General features: G+C 61.9%; 13 protein-coding genes. 9 read left to right on the top strand and 4 right to left on the bottom strand.

Features of this window, described 5'->3' with window-relative positions; all coding sequences use genetic code 11:
• The first annotated feature begins 6 nt into the window (after positions 1 to 6).
• From allS to AC6BYQ_RS11100, 3 genes are all read left to right on the top strand, one after another.
• The gene (gene allS / locus AC6BYQ_RS11110) at positions 7 to 921 is read left to right on the top strand and encodes an HTH-type transcriptional activator AllS (protein WP_019454135.1); all 915 of its coding nucleotides are present in this window, start codon (positions 7 to 9) and stop codon (positions 919 to 921) included.
• A 72-nt stretch (positions 922 to 993) separates the two neighbouring features.
• The gene (locus tag AC6BYQ_RS11105) at positions 994 to 1,899 is read left to right on the top strand and encodes an SPFH domain-containing protein (RefSeq protein ID WP_004940203.1); all 906 of its coding nucleotides are present in this window, start codon (positions 994 to 996) and stop codon (positions 1,897 to 1,899) included.
• A 2-nt stretch (positions 1,900 to 1,901) separates the two neighbouring features.
• Complete coding sequence (locus AC6BYQ_RS11100; protein ID WP_074055202.1) at positions 1,902 to 2,363, top strand: NfeD family protein; 462 nt, start codon at positions 1,902 to 1,904, stop codon at positions 2,361 to 2,363.
• Here the strand turns inward: AC6BYQ_RS11100 and cueR are convergent.
• The gene (gene cueR, locus AC6BYQ_RS11095) at positions 2,360 to 2,761 is read right to left on the bottom strand and encodes a Cu(I)-responsive transcriptional regulator (protein WP_019454137.1); all 402 of its coding nucleotides are present in this window, start codon (positions 2,759 to 2,761) and stop codon (positions 2,360 to 2,362) included. The genes AC6BYQ_RS11100 and cueR overlap by 4 nt on opposite strands.
• Before the next feature lie 107 nt (positions 2,762 to 2,868).
• Between cueR and copA the strand changes: the two genes are divergently transcribed.
• The 3 genes from copA to ybaK all read left to right on the top strand — a co-directional run bounded on the left by copA (position 2,869) and on the right by ybaK (position 7,226).
• Positions 2,869 to 5,580 carry a copper-exporting P-type ATPase CopA gene (gene copA, locus AC6BYQ_RS11090; RefSeq protein WP_498056870.1) on the top strand — a complete coding sequence of 904 codons (2,712 nt, stop codon included), beginning with the start codon at positions 2,869 to 2,871 and terminating at the stop codon, positions 5,578 to 5,580.
• A 131-nt stretch (positions 5,581 to 5,711) separates the two neighbouring features.
• Entirely contained in the window at positions 5,712 to 6,518 is an 807-nt protein-coding gene (locus tag AC6BYQ_RS11085) for a TraB/GumN family protein (protein ID WP_063918857.1), read from the top strand.
• Between the two features lie 228 nt (positions 6,519 to 6,746).
• Positions 6,747 to 7,226, top strand: a complete 480-nt coding sequence (ybaK, locus tag AC6BYQ_RS11080; RefSeq protein ID WP_019454152.1) for a Cys-tRNA(Pro)/Cys-tRNA(Cys) deacylase YbaK — start codon at positions 6,747 to 6,749, stop codon at positions 7,224 to 7,226.
• Between the two features lie 10 nt (positions 7,227 to 7,236).
• On the opposite strand, the gene dacB is transcribed toward ybaK, so the two are convergent.
• Both dacB and AC6BYQ_RS11070 read right to left on the bottom strand, forming a co-directional pair.
• Positions 7,237 to 8,703 (bottom strand): D-alanyl-D-alanine carboxypeptidase/D-alanyl-D-alanine endopeptidase, encoded by a 1,467-nt coding sequence (gene dacB / locus AC6BYQ_RS11075; RefSeq protein ID WP_498056869.1) that lies wholly within the window; start codon positions 8,701 to 8,703, stop codon positions 7,237 to 7,239.
• An 85-nt stretch (positions 8,704 to 8,788) separates the two neighbouring features.
• Positions 8,789 to 9,952 carry an MFS transporter gene (locus AC6BYQ_RS11070; RefSeq protein WP_498056868.1) on the bottom strand — a complete coding sequence of 388 codons (1,164 nt, stop codon included), beginning with the start codon at positions 9,950 to 9,952 and terminating at the stop codon, positions 8,789 to 8,791.
• A 100-nt stretch (positions 9,953 to 10,052) separates the two neighbouring features.
• Between AC6BYQ_RS11070 and AC6BYQ_RS11065 the strand changes: the two genes are divergently transcribed.
• Positions 10,053 to 10,820 carry an AraC family transcriptional regulator gene (locus AC6BYQ_RS11065; protein ID WP_309530958.1) on the top strand — a complete coding sequence of 256 codons (768 nt, stop codon included), beginning with the start codon at positions 10,053 to 10,055 and terminating at the stop codon, positions 10,818 to 10,820.
• A 78-nt stretch (positions 10,821 to 10,898) separates the two neighbouring features.
• On the opposite strand, the gene ushA is transcribed toward AC6BYQ_RS11065, so the two are convergent.
• Positions 10,899 to 12,551, bottom strand: a complete 1,653-nt coding sequence (gene ushA / locus AC6BYQ_RS11060; RefSeq protein WP_154747596.1) for a bifunctional UDP-sugar hydrolase/5'-nucleotidase UshA — start codon at positions 12,549 to 12,551, stop codon at positions 10,899 to 10,901.
• Positions 12,552 to 12,729: 178 nt separating this feature from the next.
• Here ushA and AC6BYQ_RS11055 point away from each other — a divergent pair, with 178 nt between their 5' ends.
• Positions 12,730 to 13,950: an MFS transporter gene (locus AC6BYQ_RS11055; RefSeq protein ID WP_197667191.1), complete on the top strand. Its 1,221-nt coding sequence runs from the start codon at positions 12,730 to 12,732 to the stop codon at positions 13,948 to 13,950.
• Between the two features lie 246 nt (positions 13,951 to 14,196).
• A complete protein-coding gene (ybaL, locus tag AC6BYQ_RS11050; RefSeq protein ID WP_025160055.1) occupies positions 14,197 to 15,888 on the top strand; it encodes a YbaL family putative K(+) efflux transporter in 1,692 nt (563 codons plus the stop codon).
• Positions 15,889 to 15,904 lie beyond the last annotated feature (16 nt).

Genomic DNA, 15,904 nt, shown 5'->3' with positions numbered 1-15,904 from the left:
CCCCACATGCTGGATCACGAAACCATTCGTTCGTTTATCAAAGTTGCCGAGTGCCAAAGCTTCTCGCGCGCGGCAGAGTTACTGCACAAAACCACCGCCACCATCAGCTACCGCATTAAAACGCTGGAAGAGAGCATCGGCACGCAGCTGTTTATCCGCACCACCCGCACCGTCAACCTAACGCCGGCCGGGGAGTATTTGCTGGAGCGCTGCCGCCAATGGCACACCTGGCTGGACGCCATGCCGGGTGAATTGCGGCAAATTAACGACGGCGTAGAGCATCAGGTGAATATCGTGATCAACAACCTGCTGTACGACGCCGCCGCCGTGGCCAGGCTGCTGACTCACCTGCATGACAAATACCCGTTCACCCAATTCCACATTTCCCGCCAGGTATACATGGGCGTGTGGGACGCGCTGCTGAATGAGGATTGCCATCTGGCGATCGGCGCGGCGGGCAATGAATCGCTGGAAAACAGCATCAAGGTGCTGCCGCTCGGCAAGATCGATTGGGTGTTCGCCATTTCGCCGACGCATCCGCTGGCCGCTGCCGCCGATCCGCTGAGCGAAACGCAGCTGCGCCCTTACGCCGCAATCAACGTCGAAGATACCGCCCGCCATTTGGCCAAGCGCACCGCCTGGCTGCTGTCGGGCCAGCAGGAGATCAAGGTGCCGGATCTGCGCACCAAGCTGGAGTGCCATCTGCGCGGTCTCGGGATCGGTTTCCTTCCGCGTCAACTGTGCCAAACTTATCTTGATAGCGGCGAGTTGGTGGCCAAGCAGCTCAGATATCCGCGCCAGCCCTCTCCCCTGTCGCTGGCCTGGTCCGATGCTCGCTGCGGCGAAGCGGTGCGCACCCTTATCAGCCTGTTCCAGACGCGTGATCCGCTGATCGCGGGTTTTGTCGGCGCCCTGGATTAAGTCGCGGTATCAGTAGGCATTTTTCCGGCGCTGACGTAATATCTGTTTACATATGTCTGACAGGAGGTTTGCATGCTTACTTTTATTCCCATCGTGATCGTCGTCGCACTGATTGTGGTGTTCGCCGGCGTCAAAATTGTGCCGCAGGGGTTCCAATGGACGGTAGAACGCTTCGGCCGCTACACCAAAACGCTGATGCCGGGCCTGAACCTGGTGGTGCCGTTCATGGACCGCATCGGCCGCAAAATCAATATGATGGAGCAGGTGCTGGACATCCCTTCGCAGGAAGTGATTTCCCGCGATAACGCCAACGTGGCCATCGATGCGGTGTGCTTTATCCAGGTGGTCGACCCGGCGCGCGCCGCCTACGAGGTCAGCAACCTCGAACAGGCGATCGTCAACCTGACCATGACCAACTTCCGCACCGTGCTCGGCTCGATGGAACTGGACGAAATGCTGTCGCAGCGCGACAGCATCAACAGCCGTCTGCTGCACATCGTCGATGAAGCGACCAATCCGTGGGGGGTGAAAATCACCCGCATCGAGATCCGCGACGTGCGCCCACCGGCGGAACTGATCGCCTCGATGAACGCCCAGATGAAGGCTGAGCGTACCAAGCGCGCCGACATCCTGGAGGCAGAAGGGGTACGTCAGGCGGCCATTCTGCGCGCCGAAGGGGAGAAACAATCGCAGATCCTGAAGGCCGAAGGCGAGCGCCAATCGGCATTCCTGCAGGCGGAAGCGCGTGAACGCGCCGCCGAGGCCGAGGCGCGCGCTACCCAGCTGGTGTCCGACGCCATCGCCAGCGGCAACATTCAGGCGGTGAACTACTTCGTGGCGCAGAAATACACCGACGCGCTGCAGAAGATCGGTTCCTCCAACAACAGCAAGGTGGTGATGATGCCGCTGGACGCCAGCAGCCTGCTCGGCTCGATCGGCGGCATTACCGAACTGCTGAAAGAAAGCAAAGGCAAATAATCATGCTCGAACTGATCGCGGCGAATCCGCTGTGGTTTTGGCTCTCCCTCGGGGGCGTGTTGCTGGCGGCGGAAATGCTCGGCGCCGGCGGCTACCTGCTGTGGAGCGGCGTGGCGGCGCTGTTGGTCGGCGCCCTGATCTGGCTGCTGCCGGCGCTCGCCTGGGAATGGCAGGGCGTGATCTTCGCCGTCCTGACCGTCGTCGTCGCCTACCTGTGGTGGTACTGGCTGCGCCGGCGCCCGGCGGCCGCATCCGGCGGTTCGCCGGTGCTCAACCAGCGCAACCGGCAGTTGATAGGCACCCGCGCCACGCTGACGGAGGCGATGCACAACGGCATGGGGCGCATCAATATCGGCGACAGCAGCTGGCGCGCGCAGGCGGCGGAAGATCTGCCCGCCGGCACCGAGGTGGAAGTGGTGGCAGTGGAAGGCGTCACGCTGGTGATCCGCGCCATCAACCGTTAATTCGAACGGCAACACCCCGCCAGATTATTGATGATGGGGCACTCGGCCCCCTCGTCACCCGGGCATTGCTCCGCCAGCGTGAGCAGACGCTGGCGCATTTCACCCAGTTCGCTGATGTGCTTTTCGATCTCCGCCACCTTCTGCAGCGTGCGCGCCTTCACGTCAGCGCTGTGGCGAGCCGGATCGTTGAATAACGCCACCAGTTCGCGGCACTCGTCCAGGTTGAAGCCCACCTGCCGCGCCTGACGCAGCAGCGTCAGCTCTTCGACATGCCTGGCGGAATAGTGGCGGTAACCGTTGTCGCTGCGAATCGGGGCGGTAATCAGCGCTTTCTCTTCGTAAAAACGAATCGTCTTGCTGGTTAAACCGGTTTTTTTCGCGACGTCGCTAATATTCATTTTCCCTCCTTGACCTTACCCTTGCTGGAAGGTTTAAGCTCCATTCTTAGTGAAAACAGGTCAGGCGGTCAACCTTTAAACACCGCCCTTAAGCAAGGAGTCCAATCATGTCACACACCACTATGCTGGCATTACAGGGGTTGTCCTGCATGAACTGCGCGCAGCGGGTGAAAAAAGCCCTGGAAAGCCGCAGCGATGTCGAACAGGCCGAGGTTAACGTCCAATATGCCAAAGTGACCGGTGAAGCGCCGGACAGCGCGCTGATCGACAGCGTGATCGCCGCCGGTTATCAGGCCAAAGTCGCGCCGCGCGCCGATACCGAACTGCAGCTGAGCGGCTTGAGCTGCATGCACTGCGTCGGCAGCACCCGCAAGGCGCTGGAAGCGGTACCGGGCGTGTTCGCCGCCGACGTCGAGATCGACAGCGCGAAAGTGTACGGCGATGCCGATCCGCAGGCGCTGATCGCAGCAGTAGAACACGCCGGTTATCACGCCAGCGTGGCGGGCGCCGTCGTCCCAAAAACTGAGCCGTTGACTGACGCAACACCTTCGTTGCCGGACGTTCAGCCAGCGGCGCAACCTTCCCTTCCGGCAACCGACAGCGCGGACGACAGCGTACAGCTGCTGCTCAGCGGCATGACCTGCGCCAGCTGCGTCAATAAAGTGCAGCAGGCCCTGCAAAGCGTCCCCGGCGTGGAGCACGCCCGCGTCAATCTGGCGGAGCGCAGCGCGCTGGTGACCGGCGCCGCCGATGCGCAGGCGCTGGTGGCGGCGGTGGAAAAAGCCGGCTACGGCGCCGAGATGATCCAGGACGAAACCGAACGTCGCGAACGGCAACAGCAGACCGCTCGCGCCAACATGAAACGCTTTAGCTGGCAGGCGGCGCTCGGTCTGGCGCTGGGGATCCCGCTGATGGCCTGGGGGCTGTTCGGCGGCAGCATGACGCTGACGCCGGAAACCCAGCGCCCCTGGCTGCTGGTCGGCGTCATCACCCTGGCGGTGATGGTATTCGCCGGCGGGCACTTCTACCGCAACGCCTGGCGCGCGCTGATGAACGGCAGCGCCACCATGGATACTCTGGTGGCGCTCGGCACCGGCGCCGCCTGGCTCTACTCGATCGCCGTCAACATTTGGCCCGATTTCTTCCCGATGGAAGCGCGCCACCTCTATTACGAGGCCAGCGCGATGATCATCGGTTTGATCAACCTCGGCCATGCGCTGGAGCAGCGCGCTCGCCAGCGTTCTTCGCAGGCGCTGGAGCGCCTGTTGGATCTAACGCCGCCCACCGCCCGGCTGGTGACTGACGACGGCGAACGCGATATCCCGCTGGCGGAGGTGCAGCTCGGCATGACGCTGCGGCTGACTACCGGCGATCGCGTGCCGGTCGACGGCGAAATCGTACAGGGTGAAGTCTGGCTTGATGAAGCGATGCTGACCGGCGAAGCGGTGCCGCAGCAGAAAAGCACCGGCGACACGGTGCATGCCGGGACGGTGGTCGACGACGGCAGCGTGCTGTTCCGCGCCGCCGCCATCGGCAGCCAAACCACGCTGGCGCGCATCATCAAACTGGTGCGTCAGGCGCAGAGCAGCAAACCGGCGATTGGCCAGCTGGCTGACCGCGTCTCGGCGGTGTTCGTGCCGGCGGTAGTGGCGATCGCCCTGTTCAGCGCAGCGATATGGTACTTCTTTGGCCCGCAGCCGCAGCTGGTCTATACGCTGGTGATCGCCACCACGGTGCTGATCATCGCCTGTCCGTGCGCCCTGGGCCTGGCGACGCCGATGTCGATCATCTCCGGCGTCGGCCGCGCGGCGGAGTTCGGCGTGCTGGTGCGCGACGCCGACGCCCTGCAGCAGGCCAGCCAGTTGGACACCCTGGTATTCGACAAAACCGGCACCCTGACCGAAGGGAAACCGCAGGTGGTGGAGATCCTGACCTTCAATCAGGTCAGCGAACAGCAGGCGATCGGCTGGGCTGCCGCGCTGGAACAAGGCTCCAATCACCCGCTGGCGCGCGCCATCATGGAACGCGCCGCCGGGCAAACGTTGCCGCAGGTCGCGCAGTTCCGCACCCTGCGCGGCGCCGGCGTCAGCGGAGAGATCGACGGCGTGCAGGTGCTGCTGGGCAACGCCGCGCTGCTGGAGCAGCATCAGGTTGCGACCGCCGAACTGGAAGCGCCGATGCGCGCCCAGGCCGAGCGCGGCGTAACGCCGGTGCTGCTGGCCGTTAACGGGAAACCGGCCGCGCTGTTCGCCATTCGCGATCCGCTGCGCGAGGACAGCGTTGCGGCGCTGCAGCGCCTGCACCAGCAGGGGTATCAGTTGGTAATGCTGACCGGCGACAACCCGGTGACCGCCAACGCCATCGCCAAAGAGGCCGGTATCGATCGGGTGATTGCCGGGGTGCTGCCGGACGGCAAAGCGGCAGCGATCAAGCAGCTGCAGGCACAGGGCCAACGCGTGGCGATGGTCGGCGACGGCATCAACGACGCCCCGGCGCTGGCGCAGGCCGACGTGGGCATCGCGATGGGCGGCGGCAGCGATATCGCCATCGAGACCGCCGCCATCACCCTGATGCGCCACAGCCTGCACGGCGTGGCGGATGCGGTGGAGCTGTCGAAGGCCACGCTGCGCAACATGAAGCAGAACCTGTTCGGCGCCTTTATCTACAATACGCTGGGCATTCCGATCGCCGCCGGCGTGCTCTATCCGCTGACCGGCACGCTGCTCAGCCCGGTGGTGGCGGGCGCGGCGATGGCGCTGTCGTCCATTACCGTGGTCAGCAACGCCAACCGGCTGCTGCGTTTTAAACCCAGGAAGTGATCGCCGGGGCGCCGTCATGGCGCCCCGCTGTTTTCCGGGCTTTCCTGCGCGGCGGATAGCGTTTAGCATGAATGGCGATTTCCCTCGCCTTTCACGCAAAACGCGTACCCGTTATTCAGGAGCCACGCCGTATGGGTCAATTGTTACGCCGCCTCGCCGCCTTTCTCGGCCTGATCTCGCCCCAGAGTTACGCTTATCCGGCGCTGGACATCACCCTGCCGGGCGATCGTCGGCTGCATCTGGTGGGCAGCATCCATATGGGTACCGTCGATATGTCGCCGTTGCCGGCGCGGTTGGCCGCCCGGCTGCAACAGGCCGACGCGCTGATCGTCGAAGCCGATATCACCGGCGCCGCCTCGCCCTTCGACCACGCCGAACTGCAGCCGGAGCTGGAACAGCGCCTGTCCGCCGAAGAATATCAACAGTTGTTGGCGCTGTGCCATGAGCTGGGCGCCGACCCGCACACCTTCACCACTCTACCCGGCTGGCAGGTGGCGCTGATGATGCAGGCGCGCCAGGCCCAGCGTTTGGGGCTGCGCGCGGAATATGGCGTGGACTATCAGCTGCTGCAGGCCGCCCGGGCACAGGCCAAACCGGTGATCGAACTGGAAGGAGCGCAGCAGCAGCTGGCGATGCTGGAACAATTGCCGGAAGGCGGCATCGCGCTGCTGCGCGATACCCTGGAGCACTGGCATACCAACGCGCGGCTGCTGCAAACCATGGTGAGCTGGTGGCTGAACGCCAAACCGCGCGGCGCGCTGGACACCCTGCCCGCCACTTTCAGCGCCGGGCTGTACGACGTGCTGATGCATCAGCGCAATCGCGACTGGCGGCGTCAGCTGGAGGCGCTGCCGGCCGGTGACTATGTGGTGGCGGTCGGCGCGTTGCACCTGTATGGCGAGGATAACCTGCCGGCGATGCTGCAGCCGCAGGGTTAAAAAAGAGGCCAATATCGCTATTGGCCAGTCAAAGAGGAATTTCTTGTATTCTAGTTATACGCATAGCAACCGTGTTAACGGTTACAGTAAACAGGGTAGCAACCCGGTGAATATCTTGGCAACCCGCTTTATGTAACAGCCGCTCAGGTTGCCGGGCAGGTTGGATTTTTGTATTTTTAAGGCTGATTATCACCCTTTCCCCGCTGGGGACATTTTGGACAACATATCATGACGCCCGCAGTCGTTCTGCTTGAGAAACAAAAGGTCGCCTTTACCCTTCATCCGTACCACCACGACAGCGACGAAACCAACTTCGGCGACGAAGCGGTGAAAAAGCTGGGGCTGGATGCCGATCGGGTTTACAAAACGCTGCTGGTGGCGCTGAACGGCGACGCCAAACACCTGGCGGTGGCGGTCACGCCGGTCGCCACCCAGCTGGATCTGAAAAAGGTCGCCCGCGCCCTCGGCGCCAAAAAAGCCGAAATGGCCGATCCGCAGCTGGCGCAGCGCGTTACCGGTTATCTGGTCGGCGGCATCAGCCCATTAGGGCAGAAAAAACGGCTGCCGACGGTGATCGACAGCCCGGCGCAGGCGTTCGCCACCATCTACGTTTCCGGCGGCAAACGCGGGCTGGACATCGAGCTGGCCGCCGCCGATCTGTGCCGCCTGCTGGCCGGCAGCTTCGCCGACATCGCCAAACGCGACTGACGCCGCACTCCTAGCGGCACACCACCGTGGCGTCACAGGCCGCCAGCGTCTCCACCAGGCGGTCCTCCAGCGCCTTCACCTGCGCGCCGGGCACCAGATAGTTGTTGCTGATGATGGCGAACGCCAGCGGCCGCCCGGTCGCCGAGTCGACATAGCCGCTGAGCGACGATACCCCGGTCATGGAACCGCTCTTGGCGTGGGCGCGCCCCGCCGCCGGGCTTTTCACCATGCGGCTTCGCAGCGTGCCACCCACCAGCAACCCCGGCTCGCCCGCGACGGGCAAGGCGTGATACCAATCGGCGAACCACGGCTGTTTTCTGGCCGCCAGCAACAGCGTCGTCAGCTGCTGCGGCGTGATCTGGTTCATGCGCGACAGCCCGGAACCGTCCACCTGACGATACGTGTCGGCCGCGATGCCCTGGCTTTGCACAAACCGGCTTATCGCCTGCAGGCCGGCGGCCCAATCCCCTTTACCCTGCGTCTTGCGGCCCATCGCTTTGGTCAATATCTCGCCGTAGCCGTTGTTGGACACTTTCAGGAAGGTGACGACCAGACGGGAAAGCGGCGGCGAGGTTTTTTCGGCCAGCAACCGTGCCTCGGCCGGCGTCACGCCCTCTTCAGCGGCGCCGCGCAGGGTGATGCCGTGCGCGCGCAGGGCATTTTGCAACAAGGTGCCGACGACGATGGCCGGTTGATCGACGGTGATCAATCGCGAGCTGGCCTCCGCCTGCGCGGCGATGGTGCCGCTGACCACGATCCGGTTGCCGCCAGGCTGGCGATCGAACGTCAGCGCGGTATCACCGCCGGTGGTGGTGCGATTGACCAGCGTCACCGCGTCATTGGCGGGATAGAAGCTCACCTGCCCCGGCGCACCGGCGCGGGCGCCCGGCCGCACCTCCACCTGTACCACGTTGATATCGCCGCCGGGTGTAAAGGCGTAGTTCAGCGCCGAAATCGGCGCGGCGAAGGCAAAGGGTTCATCGTCCCAGCTCCAGCCGGGGCCGAATGGTGTCTGATCGAAGGCGCCGGCGTCCAGGATCAGCCGCCCCTGGATATGACGAATGCCGCGCTGCGCCAAGGTGGCGGCGAAAGTATCGAGATCGTCCGGGTGCAGCGTAGGATCACCGCTGCCCTGCAGATAGAGATCCCCGTGCAACGTATCGCCGCGCTGTTTGCCGTTGGTCAGCAGCCGGGTTTCAAAGCGGTAATCGGCGCCCAGCACGCCGAACGCCGCCAGAGAGGTGAACATCTTCATGTTGGACGCCGGCGCCAGACGCTGATCCGCGTGCGCCTGATACAGCACCTTGCCGCTATCGACGTCGCGCACCATCACGCCGCTCGACGCCCCGACCAACGCCTTGTCCTGGCCGATGGCCGCCAGCGCCTGGCCGAGGGTTTGTCCATGGCGTTCGCCGGATGACGAACACCCCGCCAGCGCCACGATGGCGGGCAGCAGCCAGCCTGCGGTTTTCAACATGTCATCTTCCCGTTTGCGTTATCAAAACCAAATTGTCGCTCAGGCTATCATTGGAAGGCGGCGGTGGCGAGAATGTCCGACGTGCTTATCGCTCAGATACGCTCGGCAACGCCAGACGCCGCTCGCTGTACGCCACCCGCCACGCCAACAGCAGCGCGCCAAGGCTGCAGAGCGACAGCACGGCGCCCAAGTGCTGCGACAACCCGGCCAGCACCAGGCCACCGCCCAGCATCAGATAATACATCAGGCCAAGGATAGCGCCGGCGGTGCCCATGCAGTCTTTATAATGGAGCAACGCGCGCGCCAGAATATTGGGAATGGCGATGCCGTACGCCATCACCACCAGCATCATCGGCAGAACGAACCACAAGGTCCCTTCCAGCAGCAGTACCAGCAAGCCGCCGGTCAGCGACAGCGCGCAGGCCAGCATCAACAGCGCGGGGAACAGCCAGTGCTTGCCGATCAAAAACTTGTTGATCGCCGCGCCGATGCCGACCCCGGCCGCCAACACCAAACCGGTATAACCGAACCACTGCGCCGGCAGTGCCAACGCCGAGAAGTGGAATGGTGCCAGCTGGTAATAGCTGAACATGCAAATATTGAACAACGCCACCAACAGCGCACTGAGCCAAATATCCCCGTCCTTGATCATCCGCCCCAGCGTGCCGAAAAATGAATTCTTCACCACCTGTTGCGGACGCGTTTCCGGCAGTTGCCAACCGGCATAGCCCAGCAACAGCGCCGCCAGCAGCGCCAAACCGCCAAACACGCCTTGATAGCCCCAATAGTGAGTCAGCACGGCGCCGCTCAACACGCCAACCGCTGGGCCGATCGCCATGGCGATCCCCATCACCGAGAACACTCGCGCCAATTCATAACCGTCGAAGCGATCGCGAATCGCCGTTTGCGTCCCGACCGAACCGACCGCCGCGCCAAAGGCGGCCAGCCCCCGCGCCGCCAGCAGCACGCTGAAACTGCCGCTGAACAGCGCGACGATCGAAGCCAGCAGATAGAGCATCAGCCCGGCCAAAATGGCGGGACGGCGTCCGATGACGTCGCACATCCGTCCCCATACCACCACGCCGAGCGCAAAGGCGAAAAAGTAACAAGAGAGCGTTTGCGCCGCCATCTCCGCACTGACCCGGAAACCGTGAGCAATGTGCGTCAATGCCGGGCTGTAGATGGTCTCCACCACCAGGGGAAACATCATCATCGACGTCGCCAAGGTCAGAGTCAGTTTACGTTGCATAACAGATCCCGCAGCCAAGAATAAGCTGCACAAGGTAGCATCTGCTCCCCGGCGACGATTACAATATAAAAGACAACAAATTTACAAAATCGGACATCCTATGGCGTGGCTTCAGGCGCAGGACAGCTTTAATCCGGATGCGCTCGACAATAGCGTGCTCGGGATCGCCGCCGAACTGGCGCAGCACGACTCGGGCACGCATTGGCATGAGAAGGGGCAGTTGCTGTTTTGCCAGCAAGGCAGCATGCGCATCACGCTCAACCAAAGCATCTGCATGCTGCCGCCGGCCAGAGTTGCCTGGATCCCGCCGCGGGTGGCGCATCGCGTTCAGGTCAATGGCGTGGTCGGTTACCGTTCGCTTTATCTCGACGCCGGTCGCTACCCCTGCCTGCCCGCACAGCTTGCCGTACTGACAGCCTCACCGCTGCTGCGCGAGGTGTTGGAACGCATCGCGTTCGCCGCCTTCGACACCGACTGGCAACATGGACCCTACGCCAATATTCTGGCGGTCTGTCTGGATGAAATCGCCGCCGCGCCGCGCGAGTTGACGTTGCTGCCGCTGCCTTGCGACCGGCGCCTGCGCCACCTCGCCGATCGGGACATGCTTCCGCCGTTGCATCAGCTGGCGCGCTATAGCGGCGCTTCAGAGAAAACCATCAGCCGGATCTTCCGCCGTGAAACCGGCCTCGGTTACCAGCAGTGGCGCCAGCAATGGCGATTGATCAAGGCTATCGAGATGCTGGCCGCAGGGCTGAGTCAATCCGACGTCGCCAGTCGGCTGGCGTTTTCCAGCGATAGCGCCTTCGCCACTTTCTTCAAGAATAGGGTGGGCTGCCCGCCGAGGGCGTATATGGAGAGAAGAAAATAAATCGGTGAGAAGGTTTGATGCGGAGCGTGGCGAACGGCGCTTCCCGTTTGCCGTGGGAAGCGCCGCGTCGATACGCCGTTATTGATACACGATCTCACCCTTTGGCTCATAGGCTGCCGCATCCAGCGGCGAGTGTTTCTCGATGTACTGCTTCAGCACCTCGGCGTCGATAAAGCCGGTGTTGACGTAGCTCGGCAGCCCATCCAGCTTCGGATAGCCGTCACCGCCCAGCGCGTTGAAGTTCAGCGTCGCCATGCGGTAGGTTTTATCCGCCTGCAGCGGCTGGCCGTTGATCTTCACCTCGCTGACGCCCTTGCCGTCCGCGACCAGGCTGACGTTGGCGAACTGGGCGTAGGCGCCGGAATCCGGCTGCATGTTGGCCACTACCGCCAGGTACTGCTCAATCTCGCTGCCTTTCATATCGACATGCACCAGGGTGTTGCCGAACGGCTGGACCTTGAGCACGTTCTTGTAGGTGATATCGCCGCTCTCAATGGAATCACGCACCCCGCCGCCGCTCATCACGGCGAAATCGGCATCGGCGCGCTCCATCTGCGCGGCCAGCATCACCCGCGCCAGGTTGGTCTGCACGAAGCGCACTTTGCTGCGATCGCCCTCCAGCTTGCCGTTAACGCTGCCGATTTTCACGCTCAGCTGTTCTTTGCCCTTCTCCTGGAACGGCGTCAGTAATTTCATCATGGTCGGATCTTCGGCGATCTGCTGGGTGTAGTACACCCGCTCGCTGGTGCCGTCCGCCTTCTCCACCTTTTTCTTCAGGTTCACCGGGATCAGCTGATAATGCACCAGCTTCAGCTCACCGTTGCGGAATTCAAAATCGGCGCGACCCACGTATTTGCCCCATTCGTGCGCCTGCACAATCCAGGTGCCGTTCTGGCGATCCGGCGCGCATGGCGTGCCCGGCACGTAATCCACCTGTTTACGGTTGTCGCTGGCCATGCACACCGGATCCTGCGAGTGGCCGCCGACGATCATATCGAGATACCCGGCCGGCAGGCTGCGCGCCATCTCCACATCGCCCGGCGCGTTGGAGCCGTGCTGACCGTTGTCGTAGTGCCCCATGTGGGTGGCGGCGATGATCACGTCCGGCTTCTCGTCCTGGCGCAATTGCTCCACCACCCGCTTCGCTTCCGGCGCCGGCACGCGGAATTCAATGTCGGTAAAGTACTCCGGGTTGCCCATTTTGGCCGTGTCGTCGGTCGTCAGGCCAATGACCGCAATCTTGATGCCCTGCTTGTCGAACAAGGCGTAAGGCTTGAACAGCCGCTGGCCGGTGCTTTTCTGGTAGATGTTGGCGGAGAGCAGCGGGAAGGTCGCCCATTTCTCCTGCTGGCGCAGCACGCTCAGCGGGTTGTCGAATTCGTGGTTGCCGATCGCCATCGCGTCGTAACCCACCAGGTTCATGCCGCGGAAGTCCGGCTCGGCGTCCTGCAGATCCGATTCCGGCACGCCGGTATTGATATCGCCGCCGGACAGCAGCAGCAGGCTGCCGCCCTGCGCCGCCACTTCCTGACGGATACCGTCCACCAGCGTTTTCTGCGCGCCCAGGCCGTATTCGCCGTGATCGTTCTGCCAGAAGTGACCGTGATGGTCGTTGGTATGCAGAATGGTGATGGCGTAGGTCTTATCCTTTTCCCAGGCACTGGCGGCCCCCGACAGCAAGGTCAGGGAAACGGCCAACGCGCATGCGGTGGTCTTCAGCGAAAAACGCATGGCGGATCTCCGTGTATTAAATGGCTTTTATGATGAGGGCGAAATTGTAGCGCGAATCAATGACAGTTGATTTCAAATTTTTGCGAGGTGAGTCTGATTATTTCAGATATGGTAAAAACTGAGCGGGCTGCCTAAGATGTCATCTCTGTGCTCAACACCTTATCAGGCTAATAATAATATGACCGACAGTAGCCAAAGCGCGATGCCGCCCGCCAAGGGCAGTACGGTAAAGGGGACCGCTTTCTCCATCCTCGGCGCCATCAGCGTGTCTCACCTGCTCAACGATATGATCCAGTCGCTGATCCTGGCGATTTACCCGATCCTGCAAGCCGATTTCCACCTCAGCTTCGTGCAGATCGGCATGATCACCCTGACCTATCAGCTGACGGCCTCCCTGCTGCAACCGCTGATTGGGTATTACACCGATAAACACCCGCAGCCTTATTCTCTGCCGATCGGCATGGGCTTTACCCTGACCGGCCTGCTGCTGTTGTCGGTGGCGAACACCTTCCCGCTGGTGCTGCTGGCGGCGGCGTTGGTGGGCACCGGTTCATCGGTGTTCCACCCGGAGTCCTCGCGCGTGGCGCGCATGGCTTCCGGCGGGCGGCACGGTCTGGCGCAGTCGCTGTTCCAGGTCGGCGGCAACTTCGGCAGCTCGCTTGGCCCGCTGCTGGCCGCGCTGATCATCGCGCCTTACGGCAAAGGCAACGTCGCCTGGTTTTCGCTGGCGGCCCTGCTGGCGATCGTGGTGTTGCTGCAGGTCAGCAAATGGTACCAACATCAGCATCGGGTGGCTAAAGGGCAACCCAAAAGCCCGTCAATGCTGAAACCGCTGCCAAAACGTACCGTCGCCTACTCGATGGGCATTCTGCTGGTGCTGATTTTCTCTAAATATTTCTATCTGGCCAGCATCAGCAGCTATTACACCTTTTATTTGATACATAAGTTCGGCGTTTCGGTGCAGAACGCGCAAATTCATCTGTTCGCCTTCTTGTTTGCGGTGGCGGCCGGCACCATTATCGGCGGGCCTCTCGGTGACAAGATAGGGCGTAAATATGTTATTTGGGGCTCCATCCTCGGTGCGGCGCCATTTACGCTTGTTTTACCCTATGCATCACTGTACTGGACCGGCATTTTGACGGTAATTATCGGGGTAATTCTCGCCTCGGCGTTCTCCGCCATTCTGGTTTACGCGCAGGAGCTGATCCCCGGAAAAGTCGGTATGGTTTCCGGGTTATTCTTCGGTTTTGCTTTCGGTATGGGCGGATTAGGCGCGGCAGTTCTTGGTTATGTCGCTGATTTGACCAGTATTGAACTAGTCTACCAAATCTGTGCTTTCCTGCCGCTAATCGGCATTATCACCGCGTTACTGCCCAATATGGAGCATAAAACGCAATAACCCCGCGAACGGCCCGGATGAAACCATTTATTCATCCGGGTTTATCCTACGGATAAATCAATGTTATTTGGTTTATCTGGCACAAAATCCCCTCATTGCCGCACCTTAAGCGAAATCCTCTGCTTTTTTACAAAAAAGGCCAAATTAGCCAAGCAAGCAGCGAACAAATGCAATAAACTAAATGTATCTTTTCGTAACTTTGTTGCGTTTCTCCCGTGCCGCGATGCATAGCCAGAAGGAGTATGGATGCATAATTCAACACCGCTCATCACCACCATCGTCGGAGGGTTAGTACTCGCCTTCCTCCTCGGTATGCTGGCGAACCGCCTGCGCATCTCCCCTCTGGTGGGATATCTGGCCGCAGGGGTGCTCGCCGGCCCGTTCACCCCCGGTTTCGTCGCCGATACCTCACTGGCGCCGGAACTGGCGGAAATCGGCGTTATCCTGTTGATGTTCGGTGTTGGCCTGCACTTCTCCCTGAAAGACCTTCTCGCAGTAAAATCTATCGCCATTCCCGGCGCCGTAGCGCAGATAGCCGTCGCCACGCTGCTCGGCATGGGGCTGTCCAAGCTGCTCGGCTGGGATTTGATCTCCGGTCTGGTGTTTGGCCTCTGCCTCTCTACCGCCAGTACCGTGGTATTGCTGCGTGCGTTGGAGGAACGGCAACTGATCGACAGCCAACGCGGGCAAATCGCCATCGGCTGGCTGATCGTCGAAGATTTGGCGATGGTGCTGACGCTGGTGTTGCTGCCGGCCTTCGGCAACATGCTGGGCAACGACAACGCCAGCAGCGGTCAGCTGCTGATGGAGCTGGCGCTGACCATCGGTAAGGTCATCGCCTTCATCGCGCTGATGATCGTGGTCGGCCGCCGCCTGGTGCCGTGGATCCTGTCGAAAACCGCCAGCACCGGCTCACGCGAGCTGTTTACCCTGGCGGTATTGGCGCTGGCGCTCGGCATCGCCTATGGCGCGGTGAAGCTGTTCGACGTTTCCTTCGCGCTGGGCGCCTTCTTCGCCGGCATGGTGCTGAACGAGTCCGAACTGAGCCACCGCGCAGCGCACGACACCCTGCCGCTGCGCGACGCGTTCGCGGTACTGTTCTTCGTCTCGGTCGGCATGCTGTTCGATCCGATGATCGTGATTAACGAGCCGCTGGCGGTGCTGGCGACGCTGGCGATCATCGTGTTCGGCAAATCCGCCGCCGCGTTCCTGCTGGTGAAAATGTTCGGCCACTCCAAGCGCACCGCGCTGACCATTTCCGCCAGCCTGGCGCAGATCGGCGAGTTCGCCTTTATTCTGGCGGGCCTCGGCATCGCGCTGGGCATGATGTCGGAACACGGCCGCAACCTGGTGCTGGCCGGCGCGATCCTGTCCATCATGCTCAACCCGCTGTTGTTCACCCTGCTGGAGCGCTATCTGGCCAAGACCGAAACCATCGAAGAGCAAATCCTCGAAGAGGCGGTGGAAGAAGAGAAGCAGATCCCGGTGGACATGTGCAACCATGCGCTGGTGGTCGGCTATGGCCGCGTCGGCAGCCTGCTGGGCGGAAAACTGGCCGAGGCGGGCATCCCGCTGGTGGTGATCGAGAACTCCCGCCCGCGGGTGGAAGCGCTGCGCGAGCAGGGCATAAAGACGGTGTTGGGCAACGCCGCCAATCCGGAAGTGATGGATCTGGCGCGGCTCGACTGTGCGCGCTGGCTGCTGCTGACCATCCCGAACGGCTATGAGGCCGGCGAGATCGTCGCCTCGGCGCGCGCCAAGCGGCCGAACATCGAGATCATCGCCCGCGCCCACTACGACGACGAGGTGGCCTACATCACCGATCGCGGCGCCAATCAGGTGGTGATGGGCGAACGCGAGATCGCCAACAGCATGCTGAACATCCTGCAGCTGGATACCCTGAGCGAAGAAGAAAAAATGGGCGGCTGCCCGATCTGAAGCACCGCGCGCGTAT

The sequence above is a fragment of the Serratia sp. LTN-2 genome (assembly GCF_059740205.1).
This window is presented reverse-complemented; position numbering and strand designations above follow the sequence as displayed.